General features: G+C 68.3%; 20 protein-coding genes. 10 read left to right on the plus strand and 10 right to left on the minus strand.

Annotation, left to right across the window (positions count from 1 at the left end; all coding sequences use genetic code 11):
* Positions 1-2 precede the first annotated feature (2 nt).
* The 3 genes from LI336_RS09260 to LI336_RS09270 form a co-directional block, all read right to left on the minus strand.
* Positions 3-662, minus strand: a complete 660-nt coding sequence (locus LI336_RS09260) for an ABC transporter permease (RefSeq protein WP_227132839.1) — start codon at positions 660-662, stop codon at positions 3-5.
* A gap of 6 nt (positions 663-668) precedes the next feature.
* Positions 669-1,598, minus strand: a complete 930-nt coding sequence (locus LI336_RS09265) for an ABC transporter substrate-binding protein (protein WP_227132840.1) — start codon at positions 1,596-1,598, stop codon at positions 669-671.
* 455 nt (positions 1,599-2,053) lie between these two features.
* Entirely contained in the window at positions 2,054-2,953 is a 900-nt protein-coding gene (locus tag LI336_RS09270; protein ID WP_227132841.1) for a glycine betaine ABC transporter substrate-binding protein, read from the minus strand.
* 119 nt (positions 2,954-3,072) lie between these two features.
* Here LI336_RS09270 and LI336_RS09275 point away from each other — a divergent pair, with 119 nt between their 5' ends.
* On the plus strand, positions 3,073-3,723 hold the full coding sequence (locus tag LI336_RS09275) for a helix-turn-helix domain-containing protein (RefSeq protein ID WP_227132842.1): 651 nt from the start codon (positions 3,073-3,075) through the stop codon (positions 3,721-3,723).
* 48 nt (positions 3,724-3,771) lie between these two features.
* On the opposite strand, the gene LI336_RS09280 is transcribed toward LI336_RS09275, so the two are convergent.
* Entirely contained in the window at positions 3,772-4,350 is a 579-nt protein-coding gene (locus LI336_RS09280; protein ID WP_227132843.1) for a carboxymuconolactone decarboxylase family protein, read from the minus strand.
* Positions 4,351-4,527: 177 nt separating this feature from the next.
* Here LI336_RS09280 and LI336_RS09285 point away from each other — a divergent pair, with 177 nt between their 5' ends.
* Positions 4,528-5,289, plus strand: a complete 762-nt coding sequence (locus LI336_RS09285; RefSeq protein ID WP_227132844.1) for an SAM-dependent methyltransferase — start codon at positions 4,528-4,530, stop codon at positions 5,287-5,289.
* 47 nt (positions 5,290-5,336) lie between these two features.
* Here the strand turns inward: LI336_RS09285 and LI336_RS09290 are convergent, their stop codons facing one another.
* The 3 genes from LI336_RS09290 to LI336_RS09300 form a co-directional block, all read right to left on the minus strand.
* Positions 5,337-6,206 (minus strand): dimethylarginine dimethylaminohydrolase family protein, encoded by an 870-nt coding sequence (locus LI336_RS09290; protein ID WP_227132845.1) that lies wholly within the window; start codon positions 6,204-6,206, stop codon positions 5,337-5,339.
* A 138-nt stretch (positions 6,207-6,344) separates the two neighbouring features.
* The gene (locus LI336_RS09295) at positions 6,345-7,436 is read right to left on the minus strand and encodes an MBL fold metallo-hydrolase (protein WP_227132846.1); all 1,092 of its coding nucleotides are present in this window, start codon (positions 7,434-7,436) and stop codon (positions 6,345-6,347) included.
* Positions 7,437-8,285: an HpcH/HpaI aldolase family protein gene (locus LI336_RS09300; protein ID WP_227132847.1), complete on the minus strand. Its 849-nt coding sequence runs from the start codon at positions 8,283-8,285 to the stop codon at positions 7,437-7,439. It abuts the gene before it with no gap.
* 79 nt (positions 8,286-8,364) lie between these two features.
* On the opposite strand from LI336_RS09300, the gene LI336_RS09305 reads away from it, so the two are divergent.
* The 6 genes from LI336_RS09305 (at position 8,365) to LI336_RS09330 (ending at position 13,797) form a co-directional block, all read left to right on the plus strand.
* Positions 8,365-8,541 (plus strand): hypothetical protein, encoded by a 177-nt coding sequence (locus tag LI336_RS09305; RefSeq protein ID WP_227132848.1) that lies wholly within the window; start codon positions 8,365-8,367, stop codon positions 8,539-8,541.
* A gap of 126 nt (positions 8,542-8,667) precedes the next feature.
* Positions 8,668-9,819, plus strand: a complete 1,152-nt coding sequence (locus LI336_RS09310; RefSeq protein ID WP_227132849.1) for a pyridoxal phosphate-dependent aminotransferase — start codon at positions 8,668-8,670, stop codon at positions 9,817-9,819.
* Positions 9,820-10,031: 212 nt separating this feature from the next.
* On the plus strand, positions 10,032-10,571 hold the full coding sequence (locus LI336_RS09315; protein ID WP_227132850.1) for a hypothetical protein: 540 nt from the start codon (positions 10,032-10,034) through the stop codon (positions 10,569-10,571).
* Positions 10,572-10,584: 13 nt separating this feature from the next.
* Positions 10,585-11,625 (plus strand): S24/S26 family peptidase, encoded by a 1,041-nt coding sequence (locus LI336_RS09320; RefSeq protein WP_227132851.1) that lies wholly within the window; start codon positions 10,585-10,587, stop codon positions 11,623-11,625.
* Between the two features lie 111 nt (positions 11,626-11,736).
* Complete coding sequence (locus LI336_RS09325; protein WP_227132852.1) at positions 11,737-12,885, plus strand: DUF5305 family protein; 1,149 nt, start codon at positions 11,737-11,739, stop codon at positions 12,883-12,885.
* Positions 12,886-12,903: 18 nt separating this feature from the next.
* Complete coding sequence (locus LI336_RS09330; RefSeq protein WP_227132853.1) at positions 12,904-13,797, plus strand: hypothetical protein; 894 nt, start codon at positions 12,904-12,906, stop codon at positions 13,795-13,797.
* Between the two features lie 104 nt (positions 13,798-13,901).
* On the opposite strand, the gene LI336_RS09335 is transcribed toward LI336_RS09330, so the two are convergent.
* Complete coding sequence (locus tag LI336_RS09335; RefSeq protein WP_227132854.1) at positions 13,902-14,267, minus strand: DUF7344 domain-containing protein; 366 nt, start codon at positions 14,265-14,267, stop codon at positions 13,902-13,904.
* A 67-nt stretch (positions 14,268-14,334) separates the two neighbouring features.
* Positions 14,335-17,010 (minus strand): PAS domain-containing protein, encoded by a 2,676-nt coding sequence (locus tag LI336_RS09340; RefSeq protein WP_227132855.1) that lies wholly within the window; start codon positions 17,008-17,010, stop codon positions 14,335-14,337.
* Here LI336_RS09340 and LI336_RS20130 point away from each other — a divergent pair.
* Positions 17,000-17,131 (plus strand): hypothetical protein, encoded by a 132-nt coding sequence (locus tag LI336_RS20130; protein ID WP_264475352.1) that lies wholly within the window; start codon positions 17,000-17,002, stop codon positions 17,129-17,131. The two genes, LI336_RS09340 and LI336_RS20130, sit on opposite strands and share 11 nt — an antisense overlap.
* A gap of 396 nt (positions 17,132-17,527) precedes the next feature.
* Positions 17,528-17,776 carry a HalOD1 output domain-containing protein gene (locus LI336_RS09345; protein ID WP_227132856.1) on the plus strand — a complete coding sequence of 83 codons (249 nt, stop codon included), beginning with the start codon at positions 17,528-17,530 and terminating at the stop codon, positions 17,774-17,776.
* 203 nt (positions 17,777-17,979) lie between these two features.
* Here LI336_RS09345 and LI336_RS09350 read toward each other — a convergent pair whose 3' ends face one another.
* On the minus strand, positions 17,980-20,601 hold the full coding sequence (locus LI336_RS09350; protein WP_227132857.1) for an efflux RND transporter permease subunit: 2,622 nt from the start codon (positions 20,599-20,601) through the stop codon (positions 17,980-17,982).
* Positions 20,602-20,668 lie beyond the last annotated feature (67 nt).

Consider the following 20,668-nt stretch of genomic DNA (forward strand, 5'->3'; position numbering starts at 1 on the left):
GGTCAGGTCGCCTCCGAGCCACCGGGGAGTGCGCGCTGCACCGCGAGCAGGCCGTAGTCGGTCGCGATCGCGATCACGGACACGACGATCGTCGCACCCAGTACTTGCCGCGGGAAGTCCAGTCGGATGCCCGCGAAGATCGATTCGCCGAGGCCGCCCGCGCCGAAGAACGCCGCGATCGTCGTGATCCCGATGACGAGCACCGCGGCCTGCCGGATGCCCGCGAAGATGACGGGGAGCGCCATCGGTATCTTCACCTTGAACAGGAGTTCGCGGTCGGTCATCCCGAGGCCACGGCCCGCGCGCACCATCGACTCGTCGACCTCCTCGAGCCCCGTGTACGTGTTCCGGATCATCGGGAGCGCCGAGTACAGGACGAGCGCGACCACGGCGGGTGCGACGCCGATCCCGACGATCGGGATGAGCAACGGCAGTAACGCGAGGCTCGGGAGCGTCAGTATCATTCCCGCGGTCCCGATGACGGGCGGCGCGAACTCGTCGTGCTCGTGCAGGAAGAGTCCGAGGGGGACCCAGAGCACGAGTGCGATTCCGACCGACGTCAGCGAGACGTTCAGGTGCTGGATGGTCTGTTCGATGACCGACTGCTGGTTCTCGACGAGCCACGTGAGCGTGTCCCCGAGTATCGTGAGCGGTGGATACATCGCTCGTTACAGGAATCCTTCGCTCGTGAGCCAGTCCTCCGCGACCGCGGACGGGTCCTCCTTGTCGATGGACACTCGCGCGTTCAGGTCGATCATCGTCTGCGTGTCGAGCGCGCTCGTCGGCTCGTTCAGCACCTGCTTCACCTCGTCGGTGAGGACGTCGCTGTCCACGACGGGCGCGGGATAGTAGATGACGAACCAGTTCTCGTCGTCCTCGACGGTCGCCAGGTCGAACTTCTTGATGTTCGGGTTCGTCGCGAACCCGACGCCGAGGTCGACGTCGCCGTTGGACACCGCCTTGTAGTTGATGGTGCCGATCGCCATCTTCTCGTAGGTGACGTTGTCCATGTTCTCCCGGTACTCGTAGAAGTCCGGCATGTTCCCGAACGCGGTCGGGTTGTTGATGTACTCCTGGGAGACCGCCCACGTCACCTCGTTGCCCGCGTTGATGTGTTCGGCGAGGTCGCTCATCGTCTCCACGCCCGTCTCCTCCTGCCACTGCTGGTTCGCGGTGACGACGTACGTGTTGTTGAACTCGGCGGTCTGCAGCCACTCGATGCCGTACTCCTCCTGGTAGGCCTCGTTGACCTTCTCGTGGAGCTTCTGGGGGTCGCGGATCTTCTCGTCGGTGTTCCCGAGGTGGTAGTTCCACCCGGTTCCCGTGTACTCCCAGTAGTGGTCGACGCGGTCGTTCGTGAGCGCCTTGTGGTTCGCGGTGTTCCCGCCGACCGGGAACTTCGAATCGACCTCGAAGTCGTTGGACTCCAGGAGGTGCTTGCTGATGTTGCTGAGGATGAGTTGCTCGGTGAACTGCTTCCCGCCGATGGCGACGGTACCCGTGCCGCCACCGAGGAGGCTCATGCAACCGGCGGTGCTTGCTGCCGCGCCTGCGCCGACGCCTTTCAGGACGTCACGCCGAGTGGGACTGGTACGCATACGTGTGAAACTCTCCCACCCAAGGATATATTATCCGGCACCGTATGGGGCTGTCTTTAAATGACAGAACTCGCATCCGTGCGAATTAACGTATGAGGTGACAGTTTTCGGGCGATTCGGCGATCTGGCTTCCCTTCGGGATCGCCCGTCCGAGACGACGAACGTCCTCGACTGCAGTGGGCAGTGCTCCCGCCGACGCTGACGAGGACCGCCACGAACCACGGTACGACAGGATAGCGAATCGCGGACGCGTGCGGACGACGGTCGTCGTACGAGGTCGCGAACCACCGCGAACGACGACGGTAGCCGGCGACCGACAGCGCTGACCGTGGAACGCCGGGGAGTGGCGCGACGGAGCTTGTTGCGGTCGGCAGTCGAACGAAGACGAAGAGCCGTGGGTGCCGGCGTCTTCGGCGAGGAGCGCCCGTCGGTGTCGACGGGCATCGCGCGTCGACCTAGAGGAGGTTCTCGCTCTGCAGCCAGTTCTTCGCGACCTGGGAGGGGTCCTGCTTGTCGATCGAGACCCTCGCGTTCAACTGCTGCATCGTCTTCGTGTCCAGGCGCTCTGGCACCTGGTTCAACGTCTGCTTCAGCTCGTCGGTGAGGACGTCCTGACGGACGACTGGCGCCGGATAGTAGATCGTGAACCAGTTCTCGTCGTCCTCGACGGTTCCGAGGTCGAACTTCTCGATGTTCGGGTTCGTCGCGAACCCGACGCCGAGGTCGACCTCGCCGGTCGCGACCGCCTTGTAGTTGATCGTCCCGATCGCCATCTTCTCCCAGGTCACGTTATCTTCGCCGTCAGCCCACCCGTAGTACTCGGGGAGCCGCCCGAACGAGGTCGGGTTGTTCAGGTACTCCTGACTCACTGCCCACGTGACCTCGTTCCCACCGTTGATGTACTCGGCGAGCCCGGAGAGCGTCTTCACGCCCGTCTCCTGCTGCCACTCTGGGTTCGCGGTGACGACGTACGTGTTGTTGAAGTTCGCCGTCTGGAGCCAGTCGACGGCGAACTTCTGTCGGAACGTCTCGTCGACGTTCTCGTAGAGCTGCTCAGGGTCCCGGATCTTCTCCTCGGTGTGATTGAGGAAGTTCTTCCAGGCGGTCCCGGTGTACTCCCAGTAGTGGTCGACGCGACCGCTCTTGACCGCCTTGTAGTTCGCGACGCTTCCACCGACGGGGTACTTCGCACTCACGCCGAAGTCTTTCGACTCGAGCAGCTGCGTCGAGATGTTCGAGAGAACGAGCTGTTCGGTGAACTGCTTCCCGCCGACCGCCACCTCGGCCTTCCCGCCGCCGAGGAGGCTCGTGCAGCCGGCGGTGCTCGCGGCCGCGCCCGCGGCGCCGGCTTTCATGATATCGCGCCGCCCAAATTGCTGGTTCATGCTACCAACTCTCACGGCCCCGTGGGAGTAAAGTCGGTCTCCGTGTGGGGAGGGTTTATCATGCGAGCGCGTCCGTAGATACGGTCGAGATGTACGAGGCGACCTTCCACATCCGTGGCGACGTGGCCTACGAGGACGCGACAGCGGGTCGCGACGTCGACATCGAGCTGTGGTGCAACGACCACTGCGACCTCCTGCACGTCCGCGGCGACACGAACGGCGCGGTCGTCGAGGAGGTGTCCGCCGCGGTCGGCGTCGAGGATACGATCGAACGCGGCGACGAACAGATCATCATCACGTCCGAGTGTCTCCGCCCGCACACCGAGCAGAACGTCGAAGGGTACCTCGAACGCCACGACTGCCTCCTCCTCCCGCCGCTCCGGTACGAGAACGGCGGGAAGCTCGTTCGCGTCCTCACGCTCGACCCCGAGAACCTGACGCGATTCTATCAGGACATCCAGGACTCGTTCCACGTGACGGTGCGCTCGAAGCGCGAGATCGATAGCGTCACCCAGGACCGACCGTTGCTCTCGGTCGATACGCTCATCCCCGAACTCTCGGATCGCCAGGAGGAGGCCGTCGTCAGCGCGTGGGAGGAGGGGTACTACGCGATCCCGCGGGAGACGACGACCGAGGAGCTCGCGACGGCGCTCGACATCGACCGTCGGACGTTCGAGGAGCACCTCCGGATCGCCGAGAACAAGCTCGTCGGGACGCTCGTCGAACAGCTGTTCGCGTGACACGCGGCCGACGGTCGCCGTCGTTCGTCCTCGGTGTCGCCTCGGACCTTACAGGTCGAACGCGTCTGGGAGGAACGACGGTTCGGTCTCGCCGCGGTCTGCGAGCGAGAGGTCCATCGCGGTGACGATGCTCGTCGCGGACTGCGCGTCGCACGTCAACAGGAGCAGTTCGACGACCTGGCCGTCGTCGTAGCCCGCGTCCCTGAGCGCGTCCACGTCGGCCTCGTTCACGGCGTCGGGGTCCCTCGCGACGGTCGCGGCGAACGAGACGACCGCACGGTCCCGCGGGTCGAGCGCACCGAGGTCGCCGCGGGCGACGCTCGCGACGACGGCCGGGTCGAGACCGTGCTCGTCGACGAGGTAGCGCCCGTGCGTGGCGGCGACGAATCGAGTGTCCGTGACCGCGGCGACCGCGAAGTACGCGAGTTCCTTCTCGCGCTTCGGGACGTCCCCGTCTCGCATCAGCGTCCGGAAGTACTCCGCGCGCGCCGGCAGGACCGCGTCGGCGTTCGACAGCAGCTCGTAGAACAGGTGGCGGTCCTCGCTCTCCGCGTACGCCGAGCCCTCGAGCGCGTCCCGCACCCGCTCGGGTGCGTCCTCGTACGCGAGGTAGTCGATGAGTGGCATGGGTTCGCGTTGCCCGTGCACGTGCTTCAGCGCTCGCCCGCCACGCGGAGGGACATACTTGAGTCCCGTGGACGTGGCCGGTCGCCGGGCGCGTTCGGCGACAAGATTCCGTCGGCGTCCGACAGTCAAACCTGTAGCATCGACAACCCCTCCTCTGACGTGGTCGAAGCGGTGGGTATGACGAATACCGATTCCTGGCACGAGGACGAGCGGTTCTGGGAGGCGTTCCGGGACGCGATGTTCCCCGACGAGACGTTCGAGCGCGCCGGCGAGGAACTCGATAGCGTCCTCGCGCTCCCCGGCGTCGACGTCGACGCCGGCGACGCGGTTCTCGACCTCCCGTGTGGTCCCGGACGGCACAGCGTCGCGCTCGCCGACCGCGGGTTCGACGTCACCGGCGTCGACGCGACCGTCGCGTATCTCGACGAAGCCCGGACGCGCGCCAGCGACGCCGGCGTCGCCGACCGCACGTCGTTCGTGGACGCGGACATGCGCGAGTTCCGACGCGACGGCACGTTCGACCTCGCGTTGAACCTGTTCACGTCGTTCGGGTACTTCGACGACCGCGCGGACGACGAGCGCGTCGCCGGGAACCTCCACGACTCGCTCGCCCCCGGCGGCACGCTCGTGATGGATCTCGCGTCGAAGGAGACGCTCGCCCGCGACTTCCGAGCCCGCACGTGGGACGAGTTCGAGGACGGGTACGTCCTCGAGGAGCGAACGGTGACAGCGGACTGGTCGTGGATGGAGAACACGTGGCGGCTCGTCGTCGACGGCGACGTCCGCGAGTTCGACGTCTCTCACCGCCTGTACTCCGCGTACGAACTCACGTCGCTCCTCGAACGCGTCGGTTTCGAGCAGGTGGACGCGTACGGGACGCTCGACGGCGACCCCTACGACGAGGACGCCGAGCGACTGCTCGTCGTCGCGCAGCGCTGACTCGGTCGCGCGTCAGGCCGGAAGCGACGCGCGACGCGGCGTTCGAGTCAGGCCGGCGTGCCGGCGGCGAGCGTGAGACAGCAGACCGAGCCACCGGCCTTCTGGAACTCGCTCGTGTCGACGGTGACGACGTCGAACCCGGCGTCCTCGAGGAGCCCCGCGGTGTCGGGGAGGCCGGCGCCAAGGACGACGGTGTCGTCGATGACCTCGACGTTCACGGCGAGGTCGTCGCTGGATTCGTCGCGCGGCGCCTCCAGCAGGGTGTCGAAGACCGCGTCGAGTTTCGCGAGTGCCGCGTCGGTGAACGCGTCGGGCTGGACGAGCACGGTGTCCTCGTCGAGCGGCGCCATGGAGACGTCCAGGTGGTAGTAGTGCTCGCTGGTCAGTTCGAGCGGGACGACCGTCGCGTCGAGCGCGGCGGCGAGTTCGTCGTAGGCAGCGCGGTCGCTGCGGACGCCGTGGCCGCCCCAGAGGAGGCGCCGGCCGGGGTGCCAGAGCGCGTCACCCATCCCCTCGAAGACAGTGCGCGGCGCGTCGAGCACGCGGTAGCCCTCGCGCTCGGCCCACGCGCGGAAGTGCGCGGGTTCGCCGGCGCGTTCGGCGGTCGCCATGCGCGCGAGCACGAACCCCTCGCCGTCGGCGGTCGCGAGCGCGTGGTTCGCGACGAACGCCATGTCTGGACGGTCAGCGGGGTCGGGCGCCGCGTCCGCGCGGCTTGGGGCATCGGCGTCGAGCGCGCGAGCGGTCTCGCGGGGGTCGAGGACGCGCACGTCGTCGACGCGTCGCTCGTACACCTGCTTGAGTCGCGTCCACTGCTCGCGCGCCCGCTCCCGGTCGACCGACCCCGCCATGTGGGGATTGATGACGTACTCGCGGTCGAAGAACGCCGGGTCCACGAGGACCTTCGTGTCGTGCACCGGGCGCGACGCGGTCGACCGCGATGAAAGTGACCGAACGTCCGAAACAGTGTCGAGAACGCCAGCGGTTGCGCCCATATAACCGCAGACGCTGCTCTATCGGATAGGTATTTTGGGTCGAAAACAACCGAACGTCCGTTAGTCGTCTACTGCCTGGTCGGTGCCCCGCCAGGCGTCGTCGAGGGCGACGTCGAGCGCCAGCTCCGTGCCTTCGTCGACGGCCCGGTACCGGAGCGGGTCGTCGGCGACCCGCTCGGCGTACCCGAGCGCGGCGAGGTCCTGGAGGTGCGCGAACGCCTCCCCGGCACCGAACTTCACGTGGTAGCCGGTCATGTCGCCGAAGCGATCGCGCGCGACGGCCCACGGCGTGACGCCGTCGGCGTCGTTCTCGTCCGCAGCGAGCGCAGCGAGCGAGTCGGCGACGAGCGCGGCGCGTTCGCGGTGGTGTGCACGTAGTTCCGCGAGCCGCGGCGCAAGGTCGAACGCGGTCCCGTGACCGGGGAGCGCGCGCCAGCCCTCGCCAGCGAGCCGGTCGAGCGTCGTCCGGTAGGCCGCGAGCGGCGTCTCCTGGCGGGTGTCGCCGCCGCCGACGTTCGGCGTCACCGTCCGCAGCGCCGCGTCCCCGACGAGGACGCGCGAGTCCGCCCTGCTCCCGTCGCCGGCGTGGAGCGAGAACGCGACGTGGCCGGCGGTATGCCCGGGCGTCTCGACGACCGCGAGCGGCCCCACGGCGTCACCGGCCGCGAGGTCGTTGACCGGCGTCTCGTCGGGTATCGGCGACGGCGAGTCCGCGTCCCGGATCGAGGCGACGTGCTCGTCGGGTACGCCCCACCGCGAGAGCGCCGCTGCGTCGCGGTCAACGCGACGTTCGCGCTCCGTGGCGTACGCCGCGACCAGCGGTGCGTCGCGCTCGTGGAGGTGGAGGCTCGCGTCCGCCTCGGTCGCGAGCCGTGGCGCCAGCCCCGCGTGGTCGACGTGCCAGTGCGTCACGAGCACGTGCCGGACGCCTTCGAGGCCGATTCCGGCCTCCTCGAGGCCACTTCGAACGGAATCGAACGCGACGTCACCGGGCGGTCCCGGGTCGACGACGATCCCCGGATCCGGCAGCACCCACGCGCTGTTCCCGCCCTCCGGGCCCGACCCGTACGCCGTCGACACCTGCACGCGCTCGACGCGCTCGCAGTCGTCGGATTCACTGGCGTCGTCGGTCGTCGACGACTCGTCGACCACTCAGTCACCACCTCCGTCGGTCGCGGCGTCCTCGTCGTCGAGCGCGTCGAGGTACCCGGTGAGACCGTCGCGGAGGTACGCGACGTCGACGCCCGCGACGACGTAGTCCATCCCCCAGCCGTCGCGGCGTGGCGTCGCGTTCTCGTGACTGGTGGCGAGCGTGCCGACGGCGACCGATCCCGGAGCCGTGGACGCGGCGTCGACGACGGTGTCGACGCTGGCACGGAACGCGTCGGTGTCGAACGCACCGAAGTCGCCGAGGCGCGCCGAGAGGTCCGCGGGACCGACGAACAGCGCGTCCAGGCCGTCGAGCGCGGCGATGGCGTCCGCGTCGTCGATGGCACCGGTGGTCTCCATCTGGACGATGGTCGCGACGTCGTCGTTCGCGTTCGCGACGGCGTCGTCGAGCGTCCGGCCGTAGTCGGCGGCGCGACCGCCGGCGACGCCGCGCACGCCCTCTGGCGGGTACCGGCTGGCGCGAACGGCCTCGCGAGCGTCGGCGACGGACTCGACCTGCGGGACGAGGATGCCGTCGGGCCCGAGGTCGAGGAGACGCTTGATCTCCGCGCGGTCGGGACCGCTCGCGCGCACCACGGTCGCGGTGGCGGTCGCGTCCGCGTCGCCGTCCGCCGACGCGGCGTGCTGGCTCGCACGGTGGTTCGCGGCGTCGACCGCGCGCACGCAGTCCGCGATGTCGCCGAGGTCGTTCTCGGAGTGCTCGCCGTCGAGGACCACGAAGTCGACGGGTTCGGATGCGAGCACCTCGGCGACGACCGGATGGCCGGCGGTGCACCACGCGCCGACGAGCGCGTCCCCCTCGCGGAGTCGGGCGGCGAAGTCGGGTTGCATACCCGAGGCGACGGCGTGCAGCGTGAAAAGTGGCTGCGTCGCCGGTGGGCTCTTCCGTGTCGAGCGCGTCCCTTCGGTCGTGCTGGGCCTTCGATACTTCGCGTGCGAGGCGTGCGACGCGGTGCACGCCGACGTCGACCAGCCGGCGGCGTGCGGTCGCTGCGGGCGTCGCGGCGACGCCGCCTTTGCGGACGTGACCGCGACCCTCGACGACGCGGCCGCGTCGTACTTCTCGCGCGCCGCCGCGACCCGGTGACTCGCCGAGGCTACCGGCGCTCGCCCGATATACCGTGACTCCCGTGTCTGCCGGCGACTGGTCGGTATCCGGCGAACGCCGTGAGGCATGCGAACGGCTTTCACGCGCGCGGTCGACGCTGCGCGTATGCCACCGCTGACGGCGCGCGTTCGCGCACCGGAGCGCTCCTCGATACGCGTCATGTACGACCTCGCCGAGGCTCACGACGGCGATCTCGTCCGCCTCGAGGTCGGCGAACCAGACTTCGACACGCCCGGGCACGTCGTCGACGCCGCGATGCAGGCGGCGCGCGACGGCGACACGCACTACACGCCCAACGCCGGCACCGTCTCGTGCCGCGAGGCCGTCTCCGGGGTGCTCGCCGACCGGTACGACCTCGACTACGGCGTCGACGAGCTCTGCGTCACCGTCGGCGGGATGGAGGCGCTCCTCCTCGCCGTCCTCGCCACGGTCGGCCCTGGCGAGGAACTGATAGCACCAGGGCCGACGTGGCCGAACTACGAGACGCAGGCCGCGCTCGCCGACGGAACGTTCACCGAGGTCGCACTCCCAGCCGAGACAGGGTACGACCTCGACCCGGACCTGGTCGTCGACGCGATGAGCGACGACACCGCCGCGGTCGTGCTGACGACGCCGAACAACCCGACGGGACGCGTCTGGGACCCCGCGGACTGCCAACGCATCGTCGACGCCGCCGCCGACCACGACGCGTTCGTCATCGCGGACGAGGTGTACCTCTCGCTGTGCTACGACCGCGAGGCGCGCGCCATCGCGGAGTACGCGGGCCAACCCGAGCACGTCCTCACGGTCGGCTCGTGTTCGAAGGCGTACGCGATGACCGGGTGGCGGCTCGGGTGGCTCGCCGGGGACGCCGACGTCCTCGAACGGATCGTGACGGTGCGCGAGTCGACGACCGCGTGCCCGTCGAGCGTCGGGCAGGCCGCCGCCGAGGCCGCACTCACCGGGCCACAGGCGCCGTTCGAGGAGATGTACGCGGCGTTCGAGGACCGCAGGGACCTCGTCCACGAGCGCCTCGCGGAGATGCCGGGCGTGACCGCGCCCCGACCCGAGGGCGCGTTCTACGCGTTCCTCGACCCGGGCGTCGACGACTCGCTCGCGCTCGCCAAGCACCTGCTGCGCGAGCACGGCGTCGTCCTCGCCCCGGGGAGCGGGTTCGGCGACGCCGGTCGCGGCCACCTCCGGCTCTCGTTCGCGAACTCGAAGGACAGGCTCCGGGAGGGACTGGACCGACTCGAAGCCGGCCTGTCGACGTTTTAGTGTAGCAGCAAATTTTACATATTCCTTCAGGCAGCGCAGCTGCGTCCTGCCCGGAACGGTGATTGCCATTGAGAGCGCCTGAAACCCATAATTTCGCATTCAGCGAGCATGGCATTCCATGCCATAGTTCCTGTAATTTGCCTCGACCTGGGTAGAAATCCACGATTTGGCCAACATGATTAAGTCAGTAAGAGAGATAATAAGGTTCGACAATGCACAGGAGAGAATTCCTGCTCAGCGCAACCGGTATCGTCGGCGCAACCACAGTCGGATCGATAGCCTACACGAGCGCGACCGTCGAGCGGAACGTTACCGCGAACGTCGAAGGCGACGACGATGGTATCATCGAACTTACCCCAGGCATACCCGCAGCCTCGAAGAACAACAGCGGCAATCTCTCACTCAACCTCAACGAGGACCTTAACAAGGAGGGCACGTTCGAGTATGGCAGCTGGAGCGACCCGACTGCAACGCCGCTGTTCACAATCACGAACAAGGACGACCAGACCCACGACATATCGGTCGACCTCTCGAGTACATCTGGTTCTATCAGAGTGAAACTGTCGCCCCCATCTGCAAGCGACATCACGGTGAATGACGGAGGCTCTTCGGGAGACATCACGCTGGACGGGACGAACAACACGGCCCAGTCCATCGACGTCGCGCTCGAGATTGATACGTCGGGCGTCGCCACGGGAACTGATGCGGTCGACGCCACGATAACAATCAACGGGAAACCGGACGGGCAGTAGGCCGGACCAGCCAATGAACCGGGGTGCGGTACTCGCCGTGATGGCGTTGGGGATGGTGTTGACGCTCGGCGCGGTAGCGCCGGGTATCGCGCCGGTCGTGGTCGCGACGCCGGATTCGGGGAGTATGGTGCCGACGGCGGAGACGCACTCGCTGGTGGTCGTGCTCGACACGGAGCCGACGGTCGGCGAGATCGCGCTCTTCGAGACGCCGACGCGTGACCGCGCGGTCCTGCATCGGCTCGTCGACCGGACCGCGGACGGCGAGGCGTTCGTCACGCAGGGGGACGCGAACGCGGCGACCGACCAGGAAGCGGGCGACCCGCCCGTACCGCCGTCACAGGTCTACGGGACCGTCCCGACGCTTCTCGGCCAGCCGCTCGTCATCCCGTACGCCGGGCTCGTCCTGACGAATCCGGTGTTCGCGTTCGGCGTCTGGGCGCTGCTCGGCGCGTCGCTCCTCTACACGACGACGGGCGGGCAGGCGGTCCGCGAGACCGTCGCGGCCGTCCCAGTGCGCGTGCACGTGGTCGTGCTCGCGGTCGCCATCATGGTCGTCATCCCGGCGGCGACGGTGGCGGCGCCCGCGAGTGCCGACGCGGAGATACTGACGACGACCACCGCGACCGGCGACGACCCCGGCATCGTCGCGCCCGGCGAGGTCGGCGAGCGAACCATCGAGGTGTCCTCGCCCGTCATCTGGGGCCTGGAGACCGTCGCCGAGGCGGAGGGCGACCTCCGCATCCGCGACGTCGAACCCGCGGGTGGCGGAACGCGCCAGGTGACGGTCGCGAACGAGCCCGTCGAGACCCCGCAAGTGCAGCGGAGCACCATCACCGTGTACTCGTTCCCGGCGACGCTCCCCAAGCCGGTGCTCGCGGCGCTCGTCGACGTGCATCCGTTCGTCGCCGGGTTCGCGGCCGCGCTCCCCATCGGCGGGACGGTCCTCGTCGCCGCCGTCCTGTTCATCGACCCGCGACTCCCGCTGCGAGCGAGCCGGAAGGCCATCCAGCGACGGCGGCGTCGCGAGCGAACCGACACACCCCACCTCGACTGAAATGAACCCACGACAGCTCTCCACGTCCGCATCGCACGCCGCCGAGAGTCCGTCGCTCGCGTCCGCCGGAGACGCGGCCGACGGGAGTGTCGCGAACGGAGGTGCGTCGCGATGATGGAGTCGTACTCGTGGCTCCGGTTCAAGCACGCGCTCGCCACGAACACGAAAGCGATCGTCGTCGCGTGCGTCGTCGTCGCACTCTTCACCACGACGATGCTCATGACGGGGTTCGTGACGGACGCGAGCGCGCTCAGCCCGCTCGCCGACGACGACGAGGTGACGTCGTTCCACGCGGCGAGCGTCGAACAGCACGCGACCGTCACCGTCCGCAACGACACCGACGCGTACGCGGACGGGGAGACGCTCCGGGACGCGTCGCTGTACCCGCGCCAGAACGCGAGCGACCCGACCGTGAACGCGAGCGCGACCGTCGACCGCGGGTCGCTCGACGCCCTCAACGTCACACTCACGTACACCGCGACGCGAGCCGCCGGCGACGGGAGCGGCTTCTACGAGAAGGACGTCGTCGTCGCGACGGTCGACCGACCGCGGAGTTCGGCGAACGTCAGCGCCGACCTCCCGATCGAGGACGTGTTCGAGACGCGCGACGACCTGGAAGCGGAGTTCGGCGACGGCGTGTCCGTGTCGGTGTCCATCGCGACGATGGCGACGTACTCCTACGAGACGCCGACCGGGCGGACGGTCACGCGCACCATCGAGACGGGCGGCGCCATCGAGCCCGTCGGCCAGTTGTACGCGCTCCCGACCGGGAGCGACCGCGCGACCCACCGCACCGGCCCGAGTCCCGACGCGAACGGTGGCGTGTCGCCGTTCGCGAACTGGCTCGCCATCGTCGCACTGTTGTCCTCGCTCGTGTTCGGGGTCGCGACGGTCGTGAGCGACCGGTTCATCGACGCCGACGATGTCGCTCGCGAGATCCAGTGGCAGCGGTTTCGCGACTGGGTGACCGAAGTGGAGTCGTACACGCCCCAGGGCGACGTGAACACGGTCGAGGTGACGAACCTGAACGACCTCGTGAACCTCGCCATCGACACGAACCGGCGCGTGCTCTTCCATCGTCCCGTCGAGGAGTACATCGTCGTCGAGAACGACGTGATGTACAAGTTCACACCGGACGTGGGCGAGGACGCCGGAAGCACGGAACTGTTCGGGCTCCGCAAGGAGGACTTAGAGGAGACCGAGTTCCCGAACTTCGAGAACTTCGAGGCCGCCGAGAGCCGGGAGCGACCAGGGGACTGACGACGAGGTGAGTCACTGATGCCACGACGACCCCCTCGCCGCAGCGGGGGAACGGGCCGCCGGAACCTGCTCGCAGCGGTCGCGACCAGCGTCGCCGGCATCGGACTCGGCCTGAACGTCCTCGAACCCGAAGCGTACACGTCCGCGGTACTCGGACGTGGGGCGAACGTGGCGGTCGCCGACGACCCGAACGCCGTCCTCGGCCTGGAGGGCTTGACCGATACGAGCGTCACGCCGACGTTCACGAACCGGTCCTCGTCGACGATGGACGTCACGCTGGACGCCGTCGAGTCCGGTATCGAGTGGGACGTCGGCGACGATGGGACCTACGCCACCGACCCTGTCACGTTCACTGTGGCGAGTGGTTCGACGACCGAGGTCGCTGTCAAGGGCGCCGACGAGGTGACCGCCGACATCCAGGCGATCCGCGCGTCGAACGGCACCACGACGGGTCGCATCGAGCTCCAGCGCGTCATCGACGTCCCGCAGTCGAACGTCGTCCAGGAGATCCAGGGGAGCGCCAAAGCCGCTGGGAACAGCGGGAAGTACGAGTTCGAACTGGAGAACACGGGGAACGTCGACGTGAGTCTCGTCGCCGTGGGCGTGAACGAGACGACGAACCCGGACGCCACCCAGGTCGACGGCGGCGGCATCCTCCTCGCGGCGGGACAGTCCGTGGTCTCGAGCGAGATACCCGTCGATAGCAGCGATCCGAGCGGTGATACGCGAGTCGACTTCGACCAGTCCGTCGCGTTGAACGCCGGCCAGACGAAGTCCTTCGAGTTCGACCGGTTCCGGGATATCGACGGGAAGAACGCGAAGATGAAGGGCGAGGACCTCAGGGTGACGTTCTACTTCACCGACGGAAGCGCCGGCGTCGTCGAACTCTGTCTGAACGGGTGCAGTTTCTGACGGCGCTCGCGCGGTCGGTTCCTTCGAACGTCGTCGCTCGTGCGGTCGGTTCCTTCGAACGTCGTCCCTCGCGCTCGACGGGACTCGCGCCGGTCGCGGCGCGCTCAGGACTGGTACGCGAAGTCGGCGACGTCGTCTACTGCCGAGGGTTCGAACCACTCGTCGCCCGTTATCGGGAGGTCCTCGCAGACGACGATGCCGTTCACTGGGTCGTAGTCGAGGAACCCGTGTGCGTCGAGCTTCGGGAGGACCGAGTGATGGAGGTACACCTCGACGTCCCGGTCGCCCCACGAGCGGTCAAGCGGTGTTCGTGGCCCGGACGCCGCCTCGATAGCTTCGGCGAGCGTCGACCGATCCCATGGTTCTTCGGCTGTTGTGAGAATCGCGAGCACTCGTCGTACCAGCGGTTTCCCAAGGGTCGACCATGCCACGTCGTCTGGCGTCCGTCGAACCCCGTACTCCACTGTCATCACTATCCCGAACACGCCTCGGACGCATGAGCGTCTTACCGGAACAAGCAGGCTTGACAGCGAACCGTCACGTCGGGTCGTCCCTCGACGATTCGGCGGAACCGAGTCCGAGGTACTGCGAGAGCACCTTCCCCATGGCGATCCGCAGGTGCTGGTGGAGCGTCGACGACGAGATGTCGAGCGCGGCCGCCAGCTCCTCGCCCGTCGTGCGTCGACGCGGCCACTCGAAGTACCCCGAGAGGTACGCCGCCTCGAGGACGCTCCGCTGGCGGTCCGTAAGCTCCGATTCGGCCATCGTGTCGAACAACGCTCCCGGGACGTTTCGCTCTACCTCTCGCTTCGCGACGAGGTTCGCGTCGACGCCGCGACGTTCCACGCGATGCAGGTACGCACGGACGTCGGACCCCGCCGTCACGTCCACCACGAACCGGGCACGGCCGTCCTCGATGGTTCCGCCACGGATCCACCCGCCTGCATCCAGGAGCGCGCTGACCGGCGACGCCTCGCTGACGCGCAGTTCGAACCCGAACCGGTCACCCTCCGCGCCCACGACCCGGATGCCCTCCACGACGTCGAGTTCGGCGGCGGCGCGCTCGAGCGCGGCAACGTCGGTATCGGTGGCGGTGAGGTACAGCAGGTACTCGTGGTCCTCGACCGGGACCACGCCCTCAAGCGTCCACGACCCACCGACGCGTTCGTTCAGCGTCGGTAACGGCGCCGGGTCGCCGGCGACGTCGAGTTCCAGTTCCTCGAAGACGGTCGCGTGAAGCAGGTGTTTCGTGCGTATCGAGTCTATCGCGGTGCCGAGCAGTTGCCCGAGTTCCGCGAGGACGCCCAGTTCCTCCGACGCGAACGCGTCCTCGTCGACCGCGCCGATGGTGAGGACGCCGTGAACGACGCCCTCGTAGGACAGCGGGACGTTCGCGATCGCTCGAACGGCTTCGGTCGCGGTGTACTCGCCGAAGGCCTCCGCCAGTCGGTCGTCGCGTCGGACGTCGACGACCGTCGGCGTCACCGTCTCCACGGCCTCGACTATCGCGTCGTCGAACGTGTCGCCCGTCGACGACTGGAGTGCTCGCATCTCCTCGGGCGTCGCCCCTGCGGCGTGCTCGACCTGGACGTCGCCGTCGAACGTCACGCGGGCGGAGACCGCGAGCGGGTACGTGTCCGTGGCGCCGAGCGTCCGGCAGACCGCCGCCACGACCGCGTCGCGGTCCGTCGCAGCGACGATCGCTCGGTTGACGTCCCGGATGATCTCGTTCACGCGATTCAGTCTGTCTAGTTCGTCGCGCTGGGCTTCCAGTCGTTCCGTCGCTTCCGTCCGTTCGGTGATGTCCCTGAGCGCGGAGAGGTGCTGGCCGGGGCGGACGTTCGCCGTCGCCGCGAAGTCAGTGACGCGGACGTCGCCGTCGGGCCTGACGAGCGTGAACTCCCCGCGCATCGTCCCCTCCTCGAGGAAGGTCTCCCAGATCGCGTCGACGTCGACGTCCGGTGGCGCGAACTCACGCGGGTGACGCCCGAGGAGTTCCGCCTCGGGGAGCCCGTAGAGGTCGCACGCGGCTTCGTTGACGGCGACGTAATCGCCGTCGTCGTCGGCGAGAACGAGCGCGTCGAGGGTCCCCTCGAACACGGCACTGAACAGGTTCTCGCGTTCCCTGAGTTCCATCTCCGCGCGTTTGCGGTCGGTGACGTCCTCGAACGTCACGACCACCCTGGAGATGTCGCCGTCGTCGTCGAAGACCGGCGCGGCGCCGACGACCAACCAGAGACGGGACCCGTCGGGGTGACCGAGGGAGAGTTCCACGTCCCGTACCGGGGCGGCCGTCTCCAGCACGTGATTCAGTGGGAACGATTCGACTGGCAGCGGGTCGCCGTCCACGTCGAGTGCGTCCCACGGGCGGTCGGGGAGCGTCGTTCCGACGAGGTCCTCCGGCGGGAGTCCGAGTATCTCGGCGCCGCGCTGGTTGACGCGAACGAACCGTCCATCGGCGTCGTGCACGGCGATACCCATCGGCGCCAGTTCGAGGAGTTCGTCGAAGACGTCGCGTTCGTGTCGGAGCGCGCTCACGCGCTCCATTCGCTCGCTGTCGTCCGTGAAGTATATCCGGAGCCTGGTCGGGGACGGGAACGCGCGGATCTCCAACCACTTGTCGAGGGTGTCGGCGTACCAGTCCATCGTCACCGGTTCCTGTCGCTCCATCGCCCGCTCGAACGCGGCCTGCATCCGCGTGCCGGCGACCACCTCGAAGACCTCCCAGATGGGGCGACCGAGGAGGGACTCGCGCGATTCGTCGACGAGTGCCGCTGCCTTGTCGTTCACGTACGTGTACCGCCAGTCGGTGTCGAGTTCGACGATGCCGTCCGTGACGCGCGACAGGACCGCCGCCGCGTCGAGAGGCCCGGGGTCCACTCGACGACAGTGGTACGCCCACAGCGGCGTGGATTCGTCGACGGGTTCGACGGCGACCTCGACGGCGATCGCTCGACCGTCCGCAGTCGAGACGGTCGTCTCTCGCCGCGTCGGCTCGTCGACTCGTCCGTCACCGGGTTCGAGGCGTTCGACGAACTCGGTCCCGAGGACGTCCGCGACGGTGGTGCCCGTCGAGAGGTCGCTCCGCGGGCGCCCGAGGACGGCCTCGACGGTCGGTGACGCCCAACGGATGGCACCCGTCCCGTCGGCTAACAGCACGCAGTCGCCGCCGCGAGCACGTTCGCTGTACGAGTCGTCGTTCGTGGCTGGCATCGTCCTCTCGTTCCTTCAGGTGGCCGTCGTTCAGGTGGCCGTCGTTCAGGTGGCTGTCCTTCAGGTGGCGTTCGGGTGTCGGTCGACGGTACCCGTGTCGTGGCCGGTCATCGTGCTGTAGTGCATCTTCGGCGGTCGGCTGGGGACGGCGCCGACCATCACGACCGCCTCTCGCTCCGCGCGGGTTGTGCTGTCATACCATACGATGCTCGCGAGTTGGCATAAACGCACGCGACAGTTTGGGGACCGGTCACTTGCAGCGACCCCCTACTCGCAGACCTGCTCCCGACGGATTCCACGCGATCCCTCCCAGTGAGGTCGTGGCCAGGTACACGCGGAGCGACATGATCGACGACGTCGAGGAGGCGACGTCTCCACGTCCGCGGCGACACCGGCGTCTTCGACGCCCCGTCCGAGCACTGATTCGCCGGATTCCGGCGGTCGAGGCGTTTCGTGCACGAGAATCCCGCATAGAAGTTCGGGAACGTTTATACTAACCGCTATCGTACCTCTCCCGATGAGTGTGGAGACGAGAACGTGGGCGGAACCGACGCAGCGCATCGTACAGGCCATCGCCGACGCGGAAGGCGTAGAGCCGGTCGACCTCGACCCACCGCTGTTCGACGTCCTCGACGGCGACCTCCTGAACGCGCTGGTCTCGTCCAACGAGACGAACGCGGACGAACCGAGCCTCCAGATGTCCTTCGAGTACCTCGGGTACACCGTTTACGTCGCCGCCGGCGGCGCTGTCTCGGTCAGCAAGTGACGCGATGACGCGACGGCGTCGGACCCCGGACGGCCGACGACCAGCTGGCCTCGCGCCACGATAGCCCGCCCCTCGTCCCACCAGCAGTTCGACAGCCCCGAGACTCGTTCTCCGCGCTCGACGATCGGTCCTTTCACGCACTCCCGATTCCGCCGCCCGATAGTCGACCGTTCCACGGCCGTCGGTGTGAGTGGCGTCGGCGGTCAGTCGTCGCCGGGCGTGGCGCGAGCGGCCGGTTCGACGTCGACGTCGACGTACCGCGTCCAGAGGACGAGGAGACTCGGGAGGACGAGGACGCTCGCGAGGAACGCGTAAGCGATGGCGGTCGCGGTCACGAACCCGAACCGCTGGAGGCTCGGGACGAGCGCGAGCATGAGGACGCCGAACCCGCCAGCGGTGGAGACGGCGCTCGCGAGGAGCGCGCCACCGGTGCCCTGGAGGGTGCGTTCGAGCGCCAGTACGGCGTCGCCTTGCTCGCCGAGTTCCTCCATGAAGCGTTCGCCGATGTGGATGGCGTAGTCGACGCCGACGCCGATGGCGATGCTCGCGATGATCGCGGTCTCCGTGTTGAACGAGATGCCGGCGAGGTACATCGTCCCGAACAGCCACGCGAGCGCGAACACCACCGGTGTCATCACGACCGCGCCGAGCGTGAGGGTGTCGTACCGCCGCCAGAAGATACCCGTCAGGAAGACGACGATGACGCCGAACGTGATCGCGAACCCGGTGACGAGCGTCTCCAGGAGGCCGCGCTGGACGAGTTCCTGGACGATGGGCGACCCGGTGGCGGTGACGGTGAGGTCGCTCCCGGATTCCACAGCGGTCGCGACGTCGCGCATCTCCGCGGTGACGGTGCCGGTGTCTGCGCCGCCGACGAGCGCGACGCTCACGCGGAGCGCGCGGTACTCGCCGTCCTCGCGGTAGAACGCCGCTTCGGCCGCGTCGGGGTTCGCGCGGTAGACCGCGTCGTAGACCGCGGAGAGGTTCCCGTCTGGCACGCCGTCGCCGTCCGCGTCGTTGCGGGCGACGACGTCCGCGACCGTCCCGTTCGTGGCGGCGGTCCGCTTCACGACCTCGAGCGGGCCGTCGACGCGGAGGCTCCCGTCGGCGAGCGTGACGGCGGTCTCGGTCTCCTCCAGGTCGGCCTCGGCGGCAGCGATCCGTTCGAGCGTGTCTGGTGCGGTGACGTCACCCTCCACGAGGAATATCGCCCTGGACTGGTCGCGGGACTGCACGAACTGCTCGTTGATGTAGACCGCGTTCGACCGGAGCGAGTAGTCGCTCGGCGCGAACGGCTCGGGGAGCGACTCCATCCACTCGGGCGTGTCCCGCGGGAGGAAGTCCACCTGGTCGATGCTCGTGTCGATGTCGGTCGCGGCGAGGCCGCCACCGGCGCTGAGGACGAGTGCGAGCGCGACGACGACCACGGGCGCCTTCCGTGCGACCGTCGCACCGGACGAGAGCGCGCGGCCGGCGACCCCGCCGCGACCGAACGGGCGCTTCTCGCGAGCGAACCCGACGCGTTCCGCGAGCTCCTCCAGTTCGACCTTCAGCGGCGGCAGGAGGACGCCGAAGACGAGGAACGCGGAGACGATACCGACCGCGGCGACGGTCCCGAACTGCTGGATGGAGACGATGGGACTGACGAGGTTCGACCCGAACCCGACCGCGGTCGAAAACGTCGCCGCGCCGATGGCGACGACGACGCCCGTGAGGCCGCGCGTCATCGCCTGCCGGACGTCGCGGTCCGGGTCGTCGACGCGTGCCTCCCGGTAGCGCATGACGACGTGGAGGGCGTAGTCGATACTCAATCCGATGAGGAGGAACGGCACGGCGATGATGAGCTGGGTGACGCCGATGCCGAGCCACCCCATCGCGCCACCCATCCAGACGAGGACGAGGACGACGCCGAGGAGGCCGAGCGCGACGTCGAGGACGTCCCGGTACGCGATCCCGAGGAGTGCGACGATGAGGAGGAGTGCGACGGGCGAGATGAACGCGAAGCTCTCGCCGGTCGCGGTCCCGGCCTCCTCGTCGACGATACCGAGGCCGAACGCGAACGCGCCAGCCGGCTCGATGGTGTCCTCGGCGTACGTCTGGATGGCGAGTTGCGCGTCGGTCACGGCCGCGGGGAGCTCGTCGGACTCGGCCCCGGTCGTGTCCTGGAAGGCGAACGTGATGCGGCCGCTCGCGGTCGTCGACCCGGCCTCGTAGTCGGTGGCGAGGAGCGTGTACGGGTCGACGGGCCCGCGGTCGTCGCGCTCGGGGTCGAGGACGTCCGCGACGGCGGTCTCGACCTCGTCGGGCGACATCGACTCCAGTTGCGCGATCTGTTCGTCGAGCGTCGGCTGGCTCGGCGGGCCAGCGCCACCGTCGCCCGCGGGCGGCCCACCACTTGACCCGTTCCCGTCGCTCGAACCACCGCCGCCCTCGCGCGCTCGTTCGGCGCGTATCGCGGCGGTGGCGACGACGTTCGAGAGGCCGACGACGGGCTGGTCGTCGCGGAGCGTGGCGTTCACGTCGGGGTCGTCGCGTATCGTGCGCTGGAACCGGAGCGTCGACAGCAGCGATTCCTTCGTGAGGACGTCGTCGCCGCGGACGACGACCTGCACGACCGTGCTGTTCTCGCCGTCGGTCGTGAAGTTCGCCTCGGCGTAGTCGAGTTTCTGTGCGGCCGTGGAGTCGCTCTCGAAGCTCGTGATGGAGAGCCCGCCGTCGAGGCTCGCCGCGCCGGCGCCGACGACGAGCGTCGCGACGAGCATGAGCGCGACCACCGTCTTGCTGTAGGTGGTGACGAGGGCCGCGTAGCGTGCCGGGAGTGTCATCTGGTCGTCCCTACGACGCCGGTGTAAATAAGTATTGTAGAATCCTACAACAAACGCTGGCGTCGAC

Origin of the sequence: Halorubellus salinus, from assembly GCF_020567525.1 — an archaeon.
Taxonomy (GTDB): domain Archaea; phylum Halobacteriota; class Halobacteria; order Halobacteriales; family Natrialbaceae; genus Halorubellus; species Halorubellus salinus.

Coding starts and splice junctions, on each gene's coding strand:
- LI336_RS09300 (WP_227132847.1), bottom strand. CDS start 8,285: ATGCAACCCGACTTCGCCGCCCGACTCCGCGAGGGGGACGCGCTCGTC.
- LI336_RS09280 (WP_227132843.1), bottom strand. CDS start 4,350: ATGCCACTCATCGACTACCTCGCGTACGAGGACGCACCCGAGCGGGTG.
- LI336_RS09335 (WP_227132854.1), bottom strand. CDS start 14,267: ATGACAGTGGAGTACGGGGTTCGACGGACGCCAGACGACGTGGCATGG.
- LI336_RS09270 (WP_227132841.1), bottom strand. CDS start 2,953: ATGAAAGCCGGCGCCGCGGGCGCGGCCGCGAGCACCGCCGGCTGCACG.
- LI336_RS09285 (WP_227132844.1), top strand. CDS start 4,528: ATGACGAATACCGATTCCTGGCACGAGGACGAGCGGTTCTGGGAGGCG.
- LI336_RS09330 (WP_227132853.1), top strand. CDS start 12,904: ATGCCACGACGACCCCCTCGCCGCAGCGGGGGAACGGGCCGCCGGAAC.
- LI336_RS09310 (WP_227132849.1), top strand. CDS start 8,668: ATGCCACCGCTGACGGCGCGCGTTCGCGCACCGGAGCGCTCCTCGATA.
- LI336_RS09275 (WP_227132842.1), top strand. CDS start 3,073: ATGTACGAGGCGACCTTCCACATCCGTGGCGACGTGGCCTACGAGGAC.
- LI336_RS09320 (WP_227132851.1), top strand. CDS start 10,585: ATGAACCGGGGTGCGGTACTCGCCGTGATGGCGTTGGGGATGGTGTTG.
- LI336_RS09265 (WP_227132840.1), bottom strand. CDS start 1,598: ATGCGTACCAGTCCCACTCGGCGTGACGTCCTGAAAGGCGTCGGCGCA.
- LI336_RS09345 (WP_227132856.1), top strand. CDS start 17,528: ATGAGTGTGGAGACGAGAACGTGGGCGGAACCGACGCAGCGCATCGTA.
- LI336_RS09315 (WP_227132850.1), top strand. CDS start 10,032: ATGCACAGGAGAGAATTCCTGCTCAGCGCAACCGGTATCGTCGGCGCA.
- LI336_RS09260 (WP_227132839.1), bottom strand. CDS start 662: ATGTATCCACCGCTCACGATACTCGGGGACACGCTCACGTGGCTCGTC.
- LI336_RS09325 (WP_227132852.1), top strand. CDS start 11,737: ATGATGGAGTCGTACTCGTGGCTCCGGTTCAAGCACGCGCTCGCCACG.
- LI336_RS09340 (WP_227132855.1), bottom strand. CDS start 17,010: ATGCCAGCCACGAACGACGACTCGTACAGCGAACGTGCTCGCGGCGGC.
- LI336_RS09350 (WP_227132857.1), bottom strand. CDS start 20,601: ATGACACTCCCGGCACGCTACGCGGCCCTCGTCACCACCTACAGCAAG.